At 62.9% G+C, this 17,175-nt stretch carries 16 protein-coding genes; 8 read left to right on the top strand and 8 right to left on the bottom strand.

What is annotated here, in order from left to right:
• Position 1: 1 nt before the first annotated feature.
• The 4 genes from ABIE53_RS11290 to coxB are packed head-to-tail and all read right to left on the bottom strand — an operon-like array spanning position 2 to position 4,269.
• Entirely contained in the window at positions 2-442 is a 441-nt protein-coding gene (locus ABIE53_RS11290; RefSeq protein ID WP_029968560.1) for a hypothetical protein, read from the bottom strand.
• A complete protein-coding gene (locus ABIE53_RS11295; RefSeq protein WP_114156163.1) occupies positions 427-1,089 on the bottom strand; it encodes a cytochrome c oxidase subunit 3 in 663 nt (220 codons plus the stop codon). The genes ABIE53_RS11290 and ABIE53_RS11295 overlap by 16 nt, the downstream gene beginning before the upstream one ends.
• A gap of 1 nt (position 1,090) precedes the next feature.
• Positions 1,091-3,121 carry a cytochrome c oxidase subunit I gene (gene ctaD, locus ABIE53_RS11300; protein WP_114156164.1) on the bottom strand — a complete coding sequence of 677 codons (2,031 nt, stop codon included), beginning with the start codon at positions 3,119-3,121 and terminating at the stop codon, positions 1,091-1,093.
• Between the two features lie 53 nt (positions 3,122-3,174).
• Positions 3,175-4,269, bottom strand: coding sequence for a cytochrome c oxidase subunit II (gene coxB, locus ABIE53_RS11305; protein ID WP_114156712.1), 1,095 nt, complete (start codon positions 4,267-4,269; stop codon positions 3,175-3,177).
• A gap of 198 nt (positions 4,270-4,467) precedes the next feature.
• Here coxB and ABIE53_RS11310 point away from each other — a divergent pair, with 198 nt between their 5' ends.
• Positions 4,468-4,704, top strand: coding sequence for a hypothetical protein (locus ABIE53_RS11310; RefSeq protein ID WP_006053184.1), 237 nt, complete (start codon positions 4,468-4,470; stop codon positions 4,702-4,704).
• Positions 4,705-4,776: 72 nt separating this feature from the next.
• Here ABIE53_RS11310 and ABIE53_RS11315 read toward each other — a convergent pair whose 3' ends face one another.
• On the bottom strand, positions 4,777-5,880 hold the full coding sequence (locus ABIE53_RS11315) for an NAD(P)/FAD-dependent oxidoreductase (protein ID WP_376915172.1): 1,104 nt from the start codon (positions 5,878-5,880) through the stop codon (positions 4,777-4,779).
• Positions 5,881-6,109: 229 nt separating this feature from the next.
• On the opposite strand from ABIE53_RS11315, the gene ABIE53_RS11320 reads away from it, so the two are divergent.
• The 6 genes from ABIE53_RS11320 (at position 6,110) to ABIE53_RS11345 (ending at position 11,320) form a co-directional block, all read left to right on the top strand.
• A complete protein-coding gene (locus tag ABIE53_RS11320; protein WP_029968571.1) occupies positions 6,110-6,547 on the top strand; it encodes a carboxymuconolactone decarboxylase family protein in 438 nt (145 codons plus the stop codon).
• A 228-nt stretch (positions 6,548-6,775) separates the two neighbouring features.
• Positions 6,776-8,167: a DHA2 family efflux MFS transporter permease subunit gene (locus tag ABIE53_RS11325; protein ID WP_107706774.1), complete on the top strand. Its 1,392-nt coding sequence runs from the start codon at positions 6,776-6,778 to the stop codon at positions 8,165-8,167.
• Positions 8,168-8,398: 231 nt separating this feature from the next.
• Positions 8,399-9,319 (top strand): LysR family transcriptional regulator, encoded by a 921-nt coding sequence (locus ABIE53_RS11330; protein WP_114156713.1) that lies wholly within the window; start codon positions 8,399-8,401, stop codon positions 9,317-9,319.
• Positions 9,320-9,373: 54 nt separating this feature from the next.
• On the top strand, positions 9,374-9,550 hold the full coding sequence (locus ABIE53_RS11335; RefSeq protein WP_006053189.1) for a hypothetical protein: 177 nt from the start codon (positions 9,374-9,376) through the stop codon (positions 9,548-9,550).
• Between the two features lie 212 nt (positions 9,551-9,762).
• Positions 9,763-10,944, top strand: a complete 1,182-nt coding sequence (locus tag ABIE53_RS11340) for a glycosyltransferase family 2 protein (protein WP_053858154.1) — start codon at positions 9,763-9,765, stop codon at positions 10,942-10,944.
• Positions 10,945-11,098: 154 nt separating this feature from the next.
• Positions 11,099-11,320, top strand: coding sequence for a hypothetical protein (locus tag ABIE53_RS11345; protein ID WP_006053191.1), 222 nt, complete (start codon positions 11,099-11,101; stop codon positions 11,318-11,320).
• Positions 11,321-11,369: 49 nt separating this feature from the next.
• Here ABIE53_RS11345 and ABIE53_RS11350 read toward each other — a convergent pair whose 3' ends face one another.
• Complete coding sequence (locus ABIE53_RS11350) at positions 11,370-12,674, bottom strand: MFS family transporter (protein ID WP_006053192.1); 1,305 nt, start codon at positions 12,672-12,674, stop codon at positions 11,370-11,372.
• A gap of 268 nt (positions 12,675-12,942) precedes the next feature.
• Between ABIE53_RS11350 and ABIE53_RS11355 the strand changes: the two genes are divergently transcribed.
• On the top strand, positions 12,943-13,980 hold the full coding sequence (locus ABIE53_RS11355; protein WP_053858155.1) for a GSU2403 family nucleotidyltransferase fold protein: 1,038 nt from the start codon (positions 12,943-12,945) through the stop codon (positions 13,978-13,980).
• 113 nt (positions 13,981-14,093) lie between these two features.
• Here the strand turns inward: ABIE53_RS11355 and ABIE53_RS11360 are convergent, their stop codons facing one another.
• Positions 14,094-15,809 carry a SpoVR family protein gene (locus tag ABIE53_RS11360; RefSeq protein WP_006053194.1) on the bottom strand — a complete coding sequence of 572 codons (1,716 nt, stop codon included), beginning with the start codon at positions 15,807-15,809 and terminating at the stop codon, positions 14,094-14,096.
• On the bottom strand, positions 15,806-17,077 hold the full coding sequence (locus ABIE53_RS11365; RefSeq protein WP_006053195.1) for a YeaH/YhbH family protein: 1,272 nt from the start codon (positions 17,075-17,077) through the stop codon (positions 15,806-15,808). Before ABIE53_RS11365 ends, ABIE53_RS11360 begins: the two co-directional genes overlap by 4 nt.
• Between the last annotated feature and the right edge of the window lie 98 nt (positions 17,078-17,175).

Genomic DNA, 17,175 nt, shown 5'->3' on the forward strand with positions numbered 1-17,175 from the left:
GTCACCACCATTTGCACGGCGAGACGATCGCGATGGCGGCGTCGACCGCAATCAAAGCGACCAGAAACAGCGTGCTGCACAACGCCGCGACCCTCAGCAGAAAGCGCTGCAACTCTACCCGCTTGCGGCGCGCGGCATCGAGCGCGGCCCACTCGACCGGCGCAAGCTGCCGCATTTCGCGCCACGCGACCCAGGTGCCGAATGAGCCCGCCGCGAGGCACAATGCGCCGAGCACGATGAGCGCGGTTTTCATCCACGGCAGAATTGGTTCGGATAACGGATGATCGAACGGATAACAGCTTTGCGCAGCGAGCATTTCGGCGACGGTCATCTGCAAGAGCCAGGCGAGCGGCGCGACCAGCAGACCGATCAGCACATGGCGCAGCGGGTGCGGCGCGCCGGGCAATGGGCTCGTCGAAGGCGTGTTCATGTCCTGGGCCATGACCACTCCTGAAAGAGGTAAGGCGTCAGATACAGCGTGCTGAAGATGAACAGCCAGACGATATCGACGAAATGCCAATACAGTCCGCCGATCTTCAACGCCGCGCAACGCCGCTCGTCGAAATAGCCGAGCGCGGTCCATATGAGCAGCAACAGCAACACGACGATGCCGACGGCGACGTGCGCCATATGAAAGCCGGTGATCGTGAAGTAGAGCGAGCCATACAGATGCGTCGTAAGCCCGTAAGGATGGTCGTGCCACTCCGCAAGCTGAATGCCCATGAAGACGATGCCGAGCACGACACCCGTGGCCATCGACGCGACTGCCCAGCGCACGCGTCGGCGGCGCACGCAACGCTCGCATAGCCAGACGAACACGCTGCTAGTCAGCAGAATGACTGTGTTGACGACGCCGAGCGTGAGTTTGGGCAAACCTTCCGGCGGCCAGTGCTGCGGATTTTGCGAAGCGAGATACAGATACGTGAAGATCAGGTATCCGAACAATGCACCTTCGGTCAGCACAAGCGTGAGGCAACCCCACCAGCCGCCCGAACGCTCGCCCGCGCTGCCTATCGGCAACAGACCCGCCGGTTCGTCCGGCTCGCGAGGCTCACGCGATGAGCGCTGCAGGTTGACGGCGTCGCTCATGTCAGCCTCCGGCGTCGTGGACGGCAACCGGTTCGCGCTGAATCAGTTCGCGCTCCGGCCACAGCCATACGATGATCGACACCGCGCAGCCCGCCAGCATCGCGCCCGCGAAAAGCCACGCCGCGAGCGCGAGCGCCGCGAAGAAAAGCGCGGCGAACAACGCAAGGAAGAACGGCGCGTACGAGTCGCCAGGCATCTTCAGAATCACGTCGGGATTCGCTTCGAGCGCGGTCGTACCGAGCGCCTCGCGCCCTTCCGCCAGCAGATAACCTTCGTCGATTTGCGAGCGCACGTTGCCCGCGTTGCCGGGTTCCTCGATACGGCCTTCCCACAGCGGATGGCGGCTCGCGAGCGTCGGCACCACCGCGAAGTTGTACGGCGGCGGCGGCGAACTCACGGCCCATTCGAGCGATGGTGCGTCCCACGGATTATTGCCTGCCGGCTTGCCGCGCTTCAGACTCACCGCGAGATCGGCGAGAAAGATCAGGATACCGAACGCAAACAGAAAGGAGCCGAGCGACGTAACGAGGTTCACCGTATTCCAGCCCATATCGGCGGGATACGTGTAGATGCGGCGCGGCATGCCGAGCAGCCCCGCGATATGCATCGGGAAAAAGCCGATGTTGAAGCCCGCGAACATCACCCAGAAACCAAGCTTGCCAAGACGCTCGCTCATCATCTTGCCGGTGAACTTAGGAAACCAGAAGTAGATGCCGCCGATCACCGGGAACACGTTGATGCCGAGCAGCACGTAATGCAGATGCGCGACGACGAAGTAGGTGTCGGTGAGTTGCCAGTCGAACGGCACGGCCGCGGTCAGCACGCCCGAAACGCCGCCCACCACGAACAGAAAAACGAAGCCCGCGAAAAACAGGAACGGCACGCGAAACACCGGCCGCCCCGTCCAGATGGTCGCGATCCACGCAAACGTGGCCACTGCGCTCGGGATCGCGATCACCATGCTCGCCGCGCCGAAAAACGACAGCGCGAGCGCCGGAATTCCGGTCGCGAACATGTGGTGAATCCACACGACGAAACCAATCGCCATCGTCGCGACGGTGGCGAGCGCGACAGGACCGTAGCCGACCAGCGGGCGCCGGCAGAACACCGGCAACGCATCGGACACGATGCCCATCGCCGGCAACACGACCGCATAGACCCACGGATGCGCGAAGATCCAGAACAGATGCTGCCAGAGCAGCGGCCGTCCGCCGTTCAGTACGTCGAAGAAATGCGTGCCGATGCGGCGGTCCATCCACAGCAGGAAAAATGCGAGGCTCACTGACGGCACCGCGAGCAGATTGCCGGCCGATGCAGTGAGCGTGCCCCATACGAGCACCGGCACGCGATCGAGCGACATGCCCGGTGCGCGCATGCGCAGCAACGTCACGACGAAGTTCATCGAGCCGACTGTCGTTGAAATACCGAGCAGCACCATGCCGAGCGCGTAGACGTCGATGTTGGGTCCGGTGCTGTATTCGAGGCCCGAGAGCGGCGCGTAGTTGAACCATCCCGCGTCGGGCGCCTGGCCGGTCGGAAAGCTCGCGTACAGGAAGATGCCCGCGAATAGAAAGATCCAGTACGACAGCGCATTGAGCCGCGGAAAAGCCATGTCGCGCGAACCCAGCACAAGCGGCCACAGGTAGTTCGAGAAGCCGGACAGCACAGGCAGCGCATACAGAAAGATCATCGTCACGCCGTGCATCGTGAAGAGCTGGTTGTACTGCTCAGGCGTGAGCACCGTCGCATTCGGCCGCGCGAGCTGGACGCGCATGATGAGCGCTTCGACGCCGCCCATCAGCAGAAACAAGAACGCGGTCACCAGATAGCGCAAGCCGATCGTCTTGTGATCCACCGACGAAAGCCAGCCGCGCCAGCCCGGCGGCGTTTCCCAGATCTCGCGCATGCGTTTTTCGTCGGCGCTGCCAGGCGGCACGCGGCCGCGCCGCGGCCGGCGCGCGAGGCGCGGCGCATGTGCAGCCGCTAACGAAGACGATGCGCCCGAGCTCGGCGCGTCGGCATGATCGGACATCGAAATGCGCTCCTTACGTTAGGCGGTCGCGCAAACTCGCGACCGGCTCGGGTTCAATGCAGCGTCGCGAGATAAGCGGACAGCGCGGCGGCATCGCTCGTGGTCAATGCGATGCTCGGCATCAATGCTTCCGGTTTGATTCGCTGCGCGTGCTGTACCCAGTCGAGCAGATGCTCGGGCGTGTTCGTCAGCGCACCGGCCGCGATCAGACGTCGCGAGCCGAGATGCGTGAGGTCAGGGGCCTGCGAGCCGTGCGCGTCGGTGCCGCGTATCGTGTGGCAGCCGGCACAGCGCTCGTCGAACAGTTTCTTGCCCGCGCTGAATTGCGCGTCGTGCGCGTCGTGCGCCGATGCCTGCGTCGGCATCGCGTTGCGCCCTTGCGCGTCTCGCCACGCATCGAAATCGGCGGCGCTTTGTGCGACGACTTCGAAGGCCATATGCGCATGCTGCGCGCCGCAGAACTGCGAACACTGTCCGCGATAAATGCCGGGACGATCGGCCTGAATCCATTGCTCGTTCGTTTGACCGGGAATGGTCTGCGTCTTGCCGGCAAGCTGCGGCACCCAGAACGCGTGGACGACATCGGCGCTTTTTAACCGCACCTTCACGGGCTCGCCGACAGGAACATGAATTTCGTTGGCGGTACTGAAGTTTCGCGCGGCGTCGGGGTCGTCGGCGTAATCGACTTTCCACCACCAGTCGTAGGCGGTCACGGTGATGACAAGCCGCGCATGCGATGCGGGCGAAGCGACGGATTCGAGCGTCGTCATCGTGTAGACGAGCATGCCGAGCAACGCCACACACGAGGCACCGGTCCCCACATAAATCCAGCGCAATCCGCCCGCTTCGGGACCAATCGTGTCCGCCGGTTCAGCAGGCCGCTTGCGAGCGAGCGCCACGACAAGCAAGCCGCTCACGATCAGCACCACCAGCACGACGATTGCAGTCAGCACCCAGCCGAGGCGCATCGTCGGCGCAGCAGCGGGCCCTGCGGTATGGAGAAAATAAGCGAGGGGCGCGGAGTCGGCAGAAGCTGTGGATGGAAGAACAGCGCTCGCGGACAACAGGCTCAGCACGAACCACGCGCTCGGGCGCGCGAAAAAGTTTGCCCTGTCCGATGTGATTCGCGCGGTCCTCGTGCGTGGCATGCCGCTCGGCTCCGATTGCGTTTCGACCTGGGACTCACGCTGCGCGGCGCGGCGCCCGACCCTCGTGCGAAGTGCCCGGCGCTTCGTCGAGCAGCGCTCATCGCGCAGCAAGAAACGAACCTTTCAGACCGCTAAACACGGGTCAGGTCTCGCACTTGCTTTATCGACACACGATCAATTCAACATCAGGAGCTTGCCTTGAAACATGCCTCTCTCGCCACGGCTCTCGTGGTTTCATTCGCGTTCGTTCACGCCGCGGCGCATGCCGAAGGTTGCACCAAAGGCGCGGTGGTCGGCGGCGTCGGCGGACATATTGCGGGTGGCCACGGCGTGGCCGGCGCAGCAGCAGGCTGCGCGATCGGCCATCATGAAGCAAAGAAGAAAGACAAGGCGGCCAGCGCGGCGGCGGCCGCGAGTCAGCCTGCGGGAAAATAGCAGCTTGTGATGTAAAAAAGACCCGCTGCGATCGGACCATCTTGCAATCGTGCGGTCTCCAGCGGGTCTCTTTCAATCGTCTTGCAGGCTCAGCCTCGCCGCGCTGACTTTTTCCGCGAGCTTCGCGTCGTAACTCGAATGGACGTGCACGCGTTTGCGCTCGGGATACGCATACGAATACGCTTTGCGCAGCGCGAGCGACGCCTCGTGAAAGCCCGACAGAATCAGCTTCTGCTTGTTCGGATAGTTGGCGATGTCGCCGACCGCGAAGATGCCTGGCCGCGAGCTCTCGTAGTTGGACGTATCCACATCGACGCGGCCGCCGTGCAGGCTCAAGCCCCACTGCCCTATCGGACCGAGGTCCGCGACCAGTCCGTATAGCACGACAAGCTGTTCCGCCGGCAACTCGGTCTCGCCTTCGATATGTCGCAATGTGATGGATTTGAGCGCGCCGCTTTCGGCGTTCTCTTGCGCGTCGCTTTGCACCTTCAACCCTGAAATGGCGCCGACGATAAAGTCCATCTCGCCCGCTTCGACCGCGCGCCGCATTAACTCGACGCTTGAATCGGCGGCGCTGAATCCGTTGCGCCGATGCACGAGCGTCACGCGCCGCGCGACCTTGCGCAACGCGAGCGCCCAGTCGAGCGCGGAATCGCCGCCGCCTGCCACGACCACGGTCTTGTCGGCGAAATCGGCGAGACGCTGCACGCTGTAGTGCACATGGCGCGATTCGAGCGGCACGGCTTCGGCAAGCGGCAGCTTTTGCGGCACGAATGCACCGTTGCCCGCGGCCAGCATGATTGCCGCGACGTCGAACACAAGACCGCGATCGGTGCGCACGGTCCACCGGCCGTCGCTGCGCTGCTCGACGGATTCCACACGCTGCTCGAGATGAATCGGCACGTCGAACGGCTTGCATTGCGCGAGCAGGCGGTCCACGAGTTCACGCGCCGTGCACGATGGAATCGCGGGAATGTCGTAGATCGGCTTGTCGGGATAGAGCTCGGTGCATTGACCGCCGATCTTGCCGAGTGCATCGACGATCTGGCAGGACAAGCCGATCACGCCGGCCTCGAAAGCGGCGAAGAGCCCAACGGGACCCGCGCCGACGATCAGCACGTCGGTGCGGATAGGCGGTGAACCAGGTTGCACAACAGGCTCGGCGGCGGACGTCATTCGCTATCTCTTCATAAGGTGATGACCCACCATACCGAATCGCCGTGAGCGCGGCAACGATGCCATTACAGCCAGCAAGGGCGCTTAAGCGGGGATTCGCAGCCGGTTGCGGACGTTCAAGTGGCCACCTATAAATCGTCGAAAATGGCCATTTTGCAAAGCCAATGCCGGGACTAGTATTCACTCATCGCATCACCGGATGCGTCCCACCAAAGCCAAGGAGTGAATCATGAAACAACGTCTGAACTACTACAAAGCCAGTCCCGCCGCGATCAAGGCAATGCTGGGCCTCGAAGAACGCATCGGCAAATCGTCGATTGAAAAGTCGCTCGCGGAACTGGTTCGCCTGCGTGCGTCGCAGATCAACGGCTGCGCGTTCTGCGTGGACATGCATACCACCGACGCCCGTAAAGGCGGCGAAACCGACCGCCGTCTTGCAACGGTCGTGACGTGGCGCGAAACACCGTTCTTCACGGATCGCGAACGCGCCGCGCTCGAATGGACGGAAGCGTTGACGCTCATCTCGCACGATCACGTGCCCGACGCCGTGTGGGAAGCGGTCCGCCCTCACTTCAGCGACGAAGAACTGGTCGACCTCACGCTGCTCGTTTCCACGATCAACGCATGGAACCGCTTCGCGATTTCGTTCCGCTCGATGCCTGAATAAGCGCGTCACTGTACATAGCAGCACCGCTGGCGCAGCGCCTCTTTCAACTCGGCTGGATCACGCGATTCAAAGAGGCGGCTCGCGCTGCGCACTCGTACCGCACACCTCCACCGCTCGCACGCCCTCCCCATTCCCGCCTTGCAACACCGCTCAATGCCGTATCATTGAAGCGTTTGCTGACAAAAAACTCCGCTTAACCGGCGCCCGCGCGCCGCCGCTTGCCATCACATGACCAGGGATTCGTCGCATACCGCGCTGCTGTGGATCGTCGCCGCGGGCTTCTTCATGCAGTCGCTCGACACGACGATCGTGAACACGGCGCTGCCGTCCATCGCGCACAGCCTGCATGTCGCGCCGCTTGCGATGCAGCCGATCGTGGTCGCCTACACGTTGACGATGGCGATGCTCACGCCCGCCTCCGGCTGGCTCGCCGACCGCTTCGGCACGCGGCGCGTCTACTTCGCCGCGATCCTCGTCTTCGTGATCGGCTCGATTTGCTGCGCGAGCGCGCACACGCTCGGCGAACTCGTGCTCGCGCGCGTGCTACAAGGCGTGGGCGGCTCGATGCTGCTGCCGATCGGACGCCTCGCCGTGCTGCGCAGCGTGTCCAGTGAGCAATACGTCGCGGCGCTCGCGTTTATTTCAGTCGCCGGTCAGCTCGGCCCGATTGTCGGACCAACGCTCGGAGGCTGGTTCGTCCAGGCGATCACATGGCACTGGATCTTTCTGATCAACGTGCCGATCGGCGCCGCCGGTCTCTACGCGGTGCAGCGTTTTTTGCCGCCGCATGGCGAGACCCAGGCGCCGCCGTTCGACTTCATCGGCTGCGGGTTGTTGTCGCTTTGCATGATCGCGTTTTCGCTGGCCGTCGATGCCCCCGTGCCGACGCATCAGGCGGCGTGGTCCGCGGCGCTGTTCGCGCTCGCGGCGGTGAGCGCGCTCGCCTACATTCCGCACGCGAGGCGGCGGCGTAACCCGCTCTTCAAACTGTCGCTGTTCAGCGAGCCGAATTTCAGCGTGGGGCTGATCGGCAACCTCGTGTGCCGCATCGGCTCGAGCGCCGTGCCGTTTCTGGTGCCGCTGCTGTTGCAGCTTCAGCTTGGCTACACGCCGCTGCATTCGGGGCTGATGATGCTGCCCGCGGCGCTCGCCGGCACGGTCGCCAAACGCTGGATCGCGCCGCTCGTGCGGCGCTACGGCTACGACCTCTTCCTGCTGGTGAATACGCTCATCGTCGGTTCGTCGATCGTGGCGTTTGCGTCGATCTCGCGCGGCACGCCGCTCATCGTCGAAATCGTGATTCTCGCGATATTCGGCGCAGCCAACTCCATGCAGTTCGCGGCGATGAACAGCGTCACGCTCAAGGGCCTCTCGCACGAAGACGCCGGCAGCGGCAACAGCCTCTTTTCGATGGTGCAGATGCTGGCGATCGGCCTGGGCGTATCCATCGGCGGCGGGCTCGTGAAGCTCTTTGCCGCGCAATGGGGCTCGGCGGCCCTCGGCTTCCGGCTGAGCTTCGTCTGCGTCGGCGCGATCACGCTGCTGTCCGCGTGGGTGTTCCGCCATCTCGACGCGGCGCCCGCCGTGCGCGCGCCGGCTAGCCAGGGCGCGGGGCGCTGATTCGCGCTCGGGTTCGGGTTCGGGTTCGGGTTCGGGTTCGGGTTCGGGTTCGGGTTCGGGTTCGGGTTCGGTAACGTTGCAACTGAGTCCGCGCCGCCGCGTTGCTTTCACACGCTGTCGCTTCTCATATGCGCCGCGCATGACGGACCCGCGATCCTTCGTGGACGGGCTCCCCGCCGCACGTTTCGCGTTAGCATGTACCGCGTCAACGAACAAGAAAAGGATTCTCCGATGCCATTTGACGAGCGCGTGCTGAACGGCATGGGCGTGCTGACAGCGATCGTCGATTGCGGCAGCTTCGCGGCAGCAGGCGTCGCGCTCGACATGTCTCAATCGGGCGTAAGCCGTTCGGTGGCGCGGCTCGAGGCGCGGCTCGGCATCCGGCTATTCGATCGCACCACGCGCTCGGTCACGCTCACCGACGAGGGCCGGCGCTTCTACGAACAGATCGTGCCGCTGCTAAGCGGCCTCGAGGACGCGGCGGCCAGCGCCGCCCGAGGCGCGACGGCCGTGCGCGGACGCCTGCGCGTGAACATGGACCCGTTCTTTTCGCGCCTCGTGCTCGGACCGAGACTCGGCGGTTTCGTCGACAAACATCCCGATTTGCAGCTCGAACTGATCACGCGCGACCAGTTGGGCGATATGGTCGGCGACGGTTTCGACGTCGCGATCCGCTTCGGCGAGCCGCCGGTGTCGTCGCTGATCGCGCGCAAGCTGCTCGACACGCGCATTCTGACGGTGGCCGCGCCGTCGTATCTGAAGAAGCATGGGCATCCGGCGAATCCTGCGGAACTCGAAAGCGGCCAGCATGCGTGCATCAAGTTTCGCGATCCGCTGACCGGTTATCCGTTCAGTTGGGAGTTTCATCGCGGCCGCAAGAAAATCGTCGTCACGCCGCAAGGCCGCCTGACCGTCAACGATGTGGGCACCTTGCACAGCGTGTGCGCCGCGGGCCAGGGCATCGCGCAAATCCTCGCGCTCGGCGCGGAATCCTTGCTCGCGAGCGGCAAGCTGGTCGAGCTTTTTCCCGAATGGGGCGACGAGCTTTATCCGCTCTACGCGCTCTATCCGTCGCGGCATCATCCGCCCGCCAAGGTGCGCGCCTTCATCGATTTCATCATTTCGCTGACGGGCGCCGCTCACGCCGAGTGAAGTGCGGGCCCAGGCTTTGCTTCCTGAGTAAGTCTTCAAGATCAGGAGAACGCCATGGCCGACCCCAAGCAAGGCAACGACAAGCCCGACGACATCGCCCATCCGCACCCCGCGGTACATAGCGACAACGAAAAGAGCAAGCTGCCGGAGCGCGGCGACGCCGACCGCGATCAGTCGCCGGCGGACCGTCCGGGTCAGAAGCCGGGTGAAGGCGAGCCGTCAGTCGGCTGAAATTAAGCGCAGGTCTGGAAGCGGCTTTGCTGCGTTGGAGCGCGCAAAGCCGCATAAATTTTTCCCTTTCCGCAGCTTTCATACAGCAGACATTTTTTCCGCTTTTTTACCGAATATTTTTTCGGCGCGATGCACTACTTTTCTGCTTGCAGCGATGTATGCGAACAAGCAGCCGGCTGCCGCCCCTTCAACAGATAACAAAGGCGACGCCCATGTCCATTCCCGTGCCCTCCGCCGAGCCAGCCAAAGTGTCGATCTGCGTGCCGACCTGCAACCGGCCGGAGCTGATCGTCGAGTGCATCGACTCGTGTCTTGCGCAGACCTACGGCAATCTGGAAATCGTGATCGGCGACGATTCAAACGATGCGCGCACCGCGCAACTGCTCGCGTCGCGTTATCCGCACGAGTTGAGCGAAGAGCGCATCCGTTATGCGAGGAACGAGCCGCCGCTTGGCCAGGCGCGCAACGTCGCGAGCCTGTTCGAGCGCGCGCTCGGCGACAAGATTCTGCTGCTTCACGACGACGACCTGCTCACCACCGACGGCGTCGAAAAACTCGTGTCGCTGTGGAAGCTGCATCCGCAACTCGATGCGGCGTTCGGCGCACAGTACGAAGCCAACCATGACGGCGCGATCGACGTCGAGGCCAGCGCGCGGCTCAACGCGGCGTTCAGGCGCACGAAGGACGCCGAAGGCTTGCAGCCGCTGCCGGGCAGAACCGGGCTCGTTCAGATGTTCCCGAACAACGGCTGGATGGCGGACGCGCGGCTCGTTAGGCACGTCGGCTATAAGGAGCAATACGGCGCGTGCTGCGACTTCGTGTTCGGCACCGAGCTGTGCCTCGCGGCGCGCGAGGTCTTTTATCTGCACGATTACGTGTCGGTGTATCGCAAGACCGCGACTTCGATTTCGCACAGCACGCGCGGGACCGCGGCGGCAGCCACGCTGAGCGCCTACGCGTTCGTCAGGAAGCTGAAGTTGCCGCCGCAGCTCGAGCCTTCGCGCAAGCTCGCGCTGCGGCGGCTCGCGCCAATCGTCGTGTCCGTGCATGCGAGGAATCGTCAGGCGCGGCTCGGGTTGAAGATCGCGCTGGGTCATCTGTTCGCGTATCGCTATGGATTCAGCGCGCGGCTTTACTACCACCTGCTGATGCTTTCGCGAGCGGCGGTGAATGCGCGCGGGCGGGCGGGGATTGCTGCGGGGGATGTGGTGATGGCGGAGACGGAGAGCGTGGTGAGGGCGAGCGCCGCAGCCACGGTTACGGCGGTGGCCGCAGCGGGCGCAGCCGGCGCCGTGGCAACGGCGGCTCCTGTAGCAGCCTTGACCGGTGAACCCGGCACAACCATCAAAGAGCTTGTCGCGGAACTCACCGCCGATACGACCGAATCGCGCTGATCGCGGCGACGTCGTCGGCGGTCGCCGACATGCGCCGTCAGCGCGTTTTCTGCTAAGCATCCTCTGCTTAGCAAAGGCGTATTTGTTGCTTGGACTCGCGCGCGCCGCTGATTACGATGAGCCGGACACGTCATCAAGTCCGAGGTGATTCGCCATGTCCGACAGTGCCTGTTTCAAGCCGCGTGTGATCGAGCCGGTCGCCGCCAATCAGCCCGAGGGATTGGGACTGGCGGTGGAATTGTGGCTCGCTCAACCCATCGACGGAATTGCCGGGCGAGCCGTGCAGATCCACCTGCGCAGCGACGCGAAGATGGCGCAGGCCGAAGCGCTGCGCGACCTTCTGCACGTACTGGGCACCGAAATCGTGGTGGCGTGAACACGCACTGAGCACGCACCTAAGCACGCACCCGAGCCCGCGCCTCGGCTCACGGTTCGTGACGCAAATACCCTTCTTTCGACGGATCGCGCATGCGCAGCGCGACGATGCCGGCGATCGCGCACATCAAGGTCACGTACCAGTAGAACATCGGTTCGCTGCCGGTCGACTTGAGCCACAGCGCCACGTATTCGGCCGAGCCGCCGAAGATCGCATTCGCCACCGCATACGAGAGGCCCACGCCGAGCGCGCGCACTTCGGGCGGGAACATTTCCGCCTTGATGAGGCCGCTGATCGACGTATAAAAGCTGACGATGGCAAGCGCCAGCACCACGAGACCGAACGCCGCATACGGGCTCGTCACGTCCTTCAGCGCATGCAGAAGCGGCACCGTGCCGATGGTCGCGAAGAGGCCGAAGCACAGCATCGAACGACGCCGGCCGATGCGGTCCGACAGCGCGCCGAACAGCGGCTGAAGCAGCATGTAGACGAAGAGCGCCGCGGTCATCACGTTGCTGGCGGTCTTCGCATTCATGCCCGCCGTGTTCACCAGATACTTCTGCATATACGTGGTGAACGTATAGAAAATCAGCGAGCCGCCCGCCGTGAAGCCGAGCACCGTCATGAACGCGACGCGGTGCTGCCACAAGCCGCGCAGCGTGCCCGCTTCCTTGCGCTGACGCGTCGCGGCGGTAGTGGTTTCATCGAGCGATTTACGCAGATAGAGCGCGACCAGCGCCGCGATCGCGCCGATCACGAACGGCACGCGCCAGCCCCAGGCTTTGAGTTCCGCGGTCGAGAGCGTCTGTTGCAGGATCACCAGCACGAGGAGCGCGCACAACTGGCCGCCGATCAGCGTCACGTACTGGAACGACGCGAAGAAGCCGCGCCGCCCTTTCAGCGCGACCTCGCTCATATACGTTGCACTGGTGCCGTATTCGCCGCCCACGGAGAGTCCCTGGAACAGCCGCGCGACGAGCAGCAGCGCCGGCGCGAGCGCGCCGATCTGCGCGTACGTGGGCAGCACGGCGATCACCAGCGAGCCGCCGCACATCATGAAGACCGAGATCATCATCGCGGTACGCCGGCCGTGCTTGTCGGCGAGACGGCCAAAGAACCAGCCGCCGATCGGCCTCATCAGAAAGCCTGCCGCGAACACGCCGGCCGTGTTCAGCAATTGCGTGGTGGTGTTGCCGCTTGGGAAGAACGCGGGCGCGAAGTACAGCGCGCAGAACGAGTAGACGTAAAAGTCGAACCACTCGACGAGATTGCCCGATGAAGCGCCGACGATCGCGAAAATGCGGCGCCGCGTGTCGTGGGCGGAGGCCACGCTGTGGTCTGTGAGGTCGGTCATGTTGTCTTCCTTGTCTCTTGAACGGAGGCGACGGTCGTGGCGCCGCCTTCAGCACGCGATTTTTAGCGTGGGCGAATTTTACAGAATCGCAAGTAAAAGTTGGGGGTTTGTTGGCAAGCGCTACGGCGAGCGCCGTCGCCAGTCCGGTCCCGGCACAGTTCGGAGCTCATTCCTAGTTTATCCCTCGGGTTTAATCGTGAGGTATAAATTTGACTGTTGTGAATTTATACCTTAATGCTCAATCACAGGGTATGAGGAGACGCCAGCAATGGCCAGCTTCCACAACGACGCATTGCAAACGCTGTATTCGTCCGTCACCGAGCGCGCCGGCGCACAAGGTCATATTCCCCTGCACTCTCCGGGCTCGGCGGCCCAGAAGACCGTCGACGGGAAAACGTACACCTATTGGCGCGTCTATCTGGCATCGGGAAAGCATAAGGAAACGTCGCTTGGCCGCGCAGGCGAGCCCGCTACCGAGGCTGCGCTCGAGGCGAAACTACTCGAGAGCGCGGAGATGCGCGCGCTTGCCGCCGAGGTCCAGATACTGCGCAAGGCGAACTTTGCCGCCGCGGACAACTCTTCGGCGCTCACGCTGGCAACGCTCTTCAACGCGGGCATCTTCAGCCACGGCGGAGTGCTGGCCGGCTCCCACGCCTTCGGCGCGCTTCTGAACAGCCTGGGCGTGCGGCTGCCTGCGAACTACCGGACGGAAGATATCGACATTGGCAGCGCCGGGAGCATTTCGGTGGCTATCCCCGAAGAGCGCAGCTTTCTCGACATCCTTCGTGATAGCGGCATTCCGTTTCTCGAGATGCCGGAACTGCACTCGCGAAAGCCGTCCACGTCGTTCAAGGCGCGTGGACAGCACCTCAAGGTGGACTTGCTCGTGCCGGGTACGGAAGCGTACGAGACGAAGGCCTTGCCGCACTTGCGCGCCCACGCAACCGGACTTCCCTACTTCAGGTATCTGGTAACGAACCCTACGCAAGGCTTTATCCTCGGCAAGGAACACGTGGTGCCGGTCATGCTGCCCGACCCCGCCAGATTCGCGCTTCACAAGCTTGTCGTCAGCACGCTTCGCGACCCGTCGCGGGCGCTCAAGGCGGACAAGGACCGGCGGCAGGCCGCCGTGTTGATCGACGCGCTCGCGGAGAAGTTTCCAGACTGGTTGACGACAGCCGCCGACGAACTCGAGGAAAACGCGCGCAGCCGGGTCGGCACGGCGGCCACCCAGGCGCTAAACCTCGCGCCGGGCTTGTCGGAACGCGCCCGCGATTTTCTGGCTGATCTGGGTGCCCACGCGTAACTCGTGACAGGCCGCGCGCGAATCGCCTGCCAGGCTTCGACACCATAAAGACTGGCGCGCCGGCCACGACAGTGGCGGGCGCGCCCAAAAGACCCTCACGCCGTGAGACGTCCTCACGCCCTCACGGCCGGCGGCACGTAGCGGCACTCGTAACGCTTCCTGACCGTGCCGTTTTCGTCGACGCTTTCCAGATACACGTCGAACTGCCACAAGCGCGCCATGTGCTTGAGCACCTCGTCGCTATCGGACGAAAGATGCCGGTTGTCGCTCATGAAATGCCGCAGCGTCAGACTGCGGTCGCCGCGCGTATTCACCGACCACACCTGAATGTTCGGCTCGCGATGATGCATGTCGTACTGCCGCGACAACGCCTGGCGCACGTACTGATAGCCGCTGTCATCGTGGATCGCCGAGACTTCCAGCGCGTCGCGCATGTCGTCGTCGAGTACTGAGAACAGCCGCATTTCGCGGATCAGATGCGGCGACAGATATTGCGCGACGAAGCTCTCGTCCTTGAAGTTGCGCATCGCGTAGTGCATGGCGGGCAACCACGGACTGCCGGCCAGCTCCGGGAACCACTTGCGGTCTTCCTCGGTCGGGTTTTCGCAGATGCGGCGAATGTCGCTCATCATCGAAAAACCCAGCGCGTACGGATTGATGCCGCTGTAGTACGGCTTGGTGACGGGCGGCTGATAGACCACATTGCTGTGCGAATGGAGGAACTCCATCATGAAGCCGTCTTCCAGCTTGCCCTGGTTGTACATTGTGTTAAGCAGCGTGTAGTGCCAGAACGTGGCCCAACCTTCGTTCATCACCTGCGTCTGCCGCTGCGGATAAAAATACTGCCCCACTTTTCGCACGATGCGGATCACCTCGCGCTCCCACGGCTCGAGCAGCGGCGCGTTTTTCTCCGCGAAATACAGCAGGTTTTCCTGCGGCTCAGGCGGATAACGCTCCTCGATTTCCTCGGGCAGCGGCGTATGTCGCGTGGGCAGCGTGCGCCATAACTCGTTCACCTGCGATTGCAGATACGCCTCGCGTTCGCGACGCGCGGCGAATTCTTTTTCCAGCGACAGCTTCTGCGGACGCTTGTAGCGGTCCACGCCGTAGTTCATCAGCGCGTGGCACGAATCGAGCAGTTCTTCCACGCGGTCGAGCCCGAAGCGCTCCTCGCATTCCGCAATGTAATTCTTCGCGTAGACGAGGTAGTCGATGATGGCATGCGCATCCGTCCACAGCCGGAACAGATAGTTGCCCTTGAAGAACGAGTTGTGCCCATACGCCGCATGCGCGATGACGAGCGCCTGCATCGTCATCGTGTTCTCTTCCATCAGATACGCGATGCAGGGGTTCGAGTTGATCACGATCTCGTACGCGAGCCCCATCTGCCCTCGACGGTAGCTTTTTTCGGTAGAGAGAAAGTGTTTGCCGAACGACCAGTGCCGGTAATTCACCGGCATGCCGACGGACGCATACGCGTCCATCATCTGTTCAGCGCTGATGAGTTCGAGCTGGATCGGATACACGTCGAGTTCATATTGCTCTGCAACACGGGCAATATGGGAGTCGTACTCCTCGATCAACTCGAAGGTCCAGTCGGACGGGCACGGCAAAGGCCGTCTATCGGCTACGTTCATACGGACTTCCCTTTGCCCCTCGATGGGCGTTCCGGTGTGTCCCCGTGCGTCAGCGTTGTCGACTGCTCCGGCTGCGGCGGCCCGCTCTTCGTCCGCCCCTGCCTCGGCATGCCCCGACTCACGCTGCGGCACGCCTGTCCCACGCTCCGGCTGATAGCCGCGCGCTTCGTTATGCAAATGTTTGGTCGTCATGACGACGCCACCTGCTTTTCAAACAACTCGCGAAACACCGGATAGATGTCAGCCGCGGTTTCGACCTTCTTCATCGCCATATGCGGCTGGCTCAAGGCCAGTTGTGCATATTCGAGCCACAGGTTCTGCTCTTCGGGCGTCACCTGAATATACGCAAAATAGCGCACCTTCTCGAGGATGTCATCCGAGAGTATCTTGCGGCACTTCGGCGAGTCGTCGGTCCAGTTGTCACCGTCGGACGCCTGGGCGCCGTAAATGTTCCATTCAGTCGGCGAATAGCGCTCGTCCATCACCTTCTGCATCAGCTCGAGCGCGCTCGATACCACCGTGCCGCCGCTTTCGGTCGAGTGGAAGAACGTGTCTTCGTCGACCTCCTCGGCGCGCGTGTGGTGGCGGATGAACACCACCTCGATCTTTTCGTAATTGCGCTTGAGAAACAGATAAAGAAGGATGAAGAAGCGCTTGGCGAGATCCTTGCGTTGCTCGTCCATCGAACCGGACACATCCATCAGACAGAACATCACGGCCTGGCTCGACGGCGTGGGCTGCTTCACGCGGTTCACGTAACGCAGGTCGAACGGGTCGATAAACGGAATGCGCCAGATGCGCCCGCGCAGATGGTGGATCTCGTCTTCGAGCAGCTTGATTTCTTCGCGGCGATCGTCGGGGTCGGCCTTCAGCACCTCGAGTTGCCGCTCCATTTCGTGCAACTGGTTGACGAGCGGCGCACCGAGCGCGATGCGGCGGCCAAGCGCGCTGCGCAGCGAACGGACCACGTCGATGTTGTTCGGCGTGCCTTCGGCCGCCCAGCCCGCGCGGATGCTCTTCCATGTGGGCACGGCCATCAGATGGGTTTTGACGAGCCGCGGCAGTTCGAGATCGTCGAAGAAATACTGCATGAATTCTTCGCGGCTCAGCTCGAACACGAAGTCGTCCTGACCTTCGCCTTCGTTGCTCGCCTGACTGCCGCCGCCTCCGCCGCCACCGCCTTGCGGCCGCTGAATCTTGTCGCCGCGGATGTAGTCGGAGTTGCCTGGATGCACCATTTCGCGCCGGCCGCCCGGTCCGTGCCGGAACGACGGCTCCGCGATGTCCTTACGCGGAATGGTGATGCTCTGGGTGTTCTGAATGTCTTTAATGCTGCGGTCGCGCACCGCTTCCGAAACGGCGCGACGAATGTAGTTCTTGACGCGGCGCAAAAAACGCTCGCGATTTGCAATGCTTTTGTTCTTGCCTGCCAACCTGCGGTCGATGATTTGATGAAGCACGCCCGGTCTCCCATACTGCCCAAATTCGGGTGCGCGAGACGCACGCTGGATGGCCCGATGCTATGTCCATGCAGCTTGCGGCTCGCAGGGTGCTCGCG

The sequence above is a fragment of the Paraburkholderia sp. OAS925 genome (assembly GCF_040543975.1).
In the GTDB taxonomy this organism is placed as follows: Bacteria; Pseudomonadota; Gammaproteobacteria; order Burkholderiales; family Burkholderiaceae; genus Paraburkholderia; species Paraburkholderia graminis.

Excerpts from the sequence above, each read along its gene's own strand:
- ABIE53_RS11290 (WP_029968560.1), bottom strand. The coding sequence starts at position 442 with ATGGCCCAGGACATGAACACGCCTTCGACGAGCCCATTGCCCGGCGCG.
- ABIE53_RS11295 (WP_114156163.1), bottom strand. The coding sequence starts at position 1,089 with ATGAGCGACGCCGTCAACCTGCAGCGCTCATCGCGTGAGCCTCGCGAG.
- ctaD (WP_114156164.1), bottom strand. The coding sequence starts at position 3,121 with ATGTCCGATCATGCCGACGCGCCGAGCTCGGGCGCATCGTCTTCGTTA.
- coxB (WP_114156712.1), bottom strand. The coding sequence starts at position 4,269 with ATGCCACGCACGAGGACCGCGCGAATCACATCGGACAGGGCAAACTTT.
- ABIE53_RS11315 (WP_376915172.1), bottom strand. The coding sequence starts at position 5,880 with ATGACGTCCGCCGCCGAGCCTGTTGTGCAACCTGGTTCACCGCCTATC.
- ABIE53_RS11320 (WP_029968571.1), top strand. The coding sequence starts at position 6,110 with ATGAAACAACGTCTGAACTACTACAAAGCCAGTCCCGCCGCGATCAAG.
- ABIE53_RS11325 (WP_107706774.1), top strand. The coding sequence starts at position 6,776 with ATGACCAGGGATTCGTCGCATACCGCGCTGCTGTGGATCGTCGCCGCG.
- ABIE53_RS11330 (WP_114156713.1), top strand. The coding sequence starts at position 8,399 with ATGCCATTTGACGAGCGCGTGCTGAACGGCATGGGCGTGCTGACAGCG.
- ABIE53_RS11335 (WP_006053189.1), top strand. The coding sequence starts at position 9,374 with ATGGCCGACCCCAAGCAAGGCAACGACAAGCCCGACGACATCGCCCAT.
- ABIE53_RS11340 (WP_053858154.1), top strand. The coding sequence starts at position 9,763 with ATGTCCATTCCCGTGCCCTCCGCCGAGCCAGCCAAAGTGTCGATCTGC.
- ABIE53_RS11345 (WP_006053191.1), top strand. The coding sequence starts at position 11,099 with ATGTCCGACAGTGCCTGTTTCAAGCCGCGTGTGATCGAGCCGGTCGCC.
- ABIE53_RS11350 (WP_006053192.1), bottom strand. The coding sequence starts at position 12,674 with ATGACCGACCTCACAGACCACAGCGTGGCCTCCGCCCACGACACGCGG.
- ABIE53_RS11355 (WP_053858155.1), top strand. The coding sequence starts at position 12,943 with ATGGCCAGCTTCCACAACGACGCATTGCAAACGCTGTATTCGTCCGTC.
- ABIE53_RS11360 (WP_006053194.1), bottom strand. The coding sequence starts at position 15,809 with ATGACGACCAAACATTTGCATAACGAAGCGCGCGGCTATCAGCCGGAG.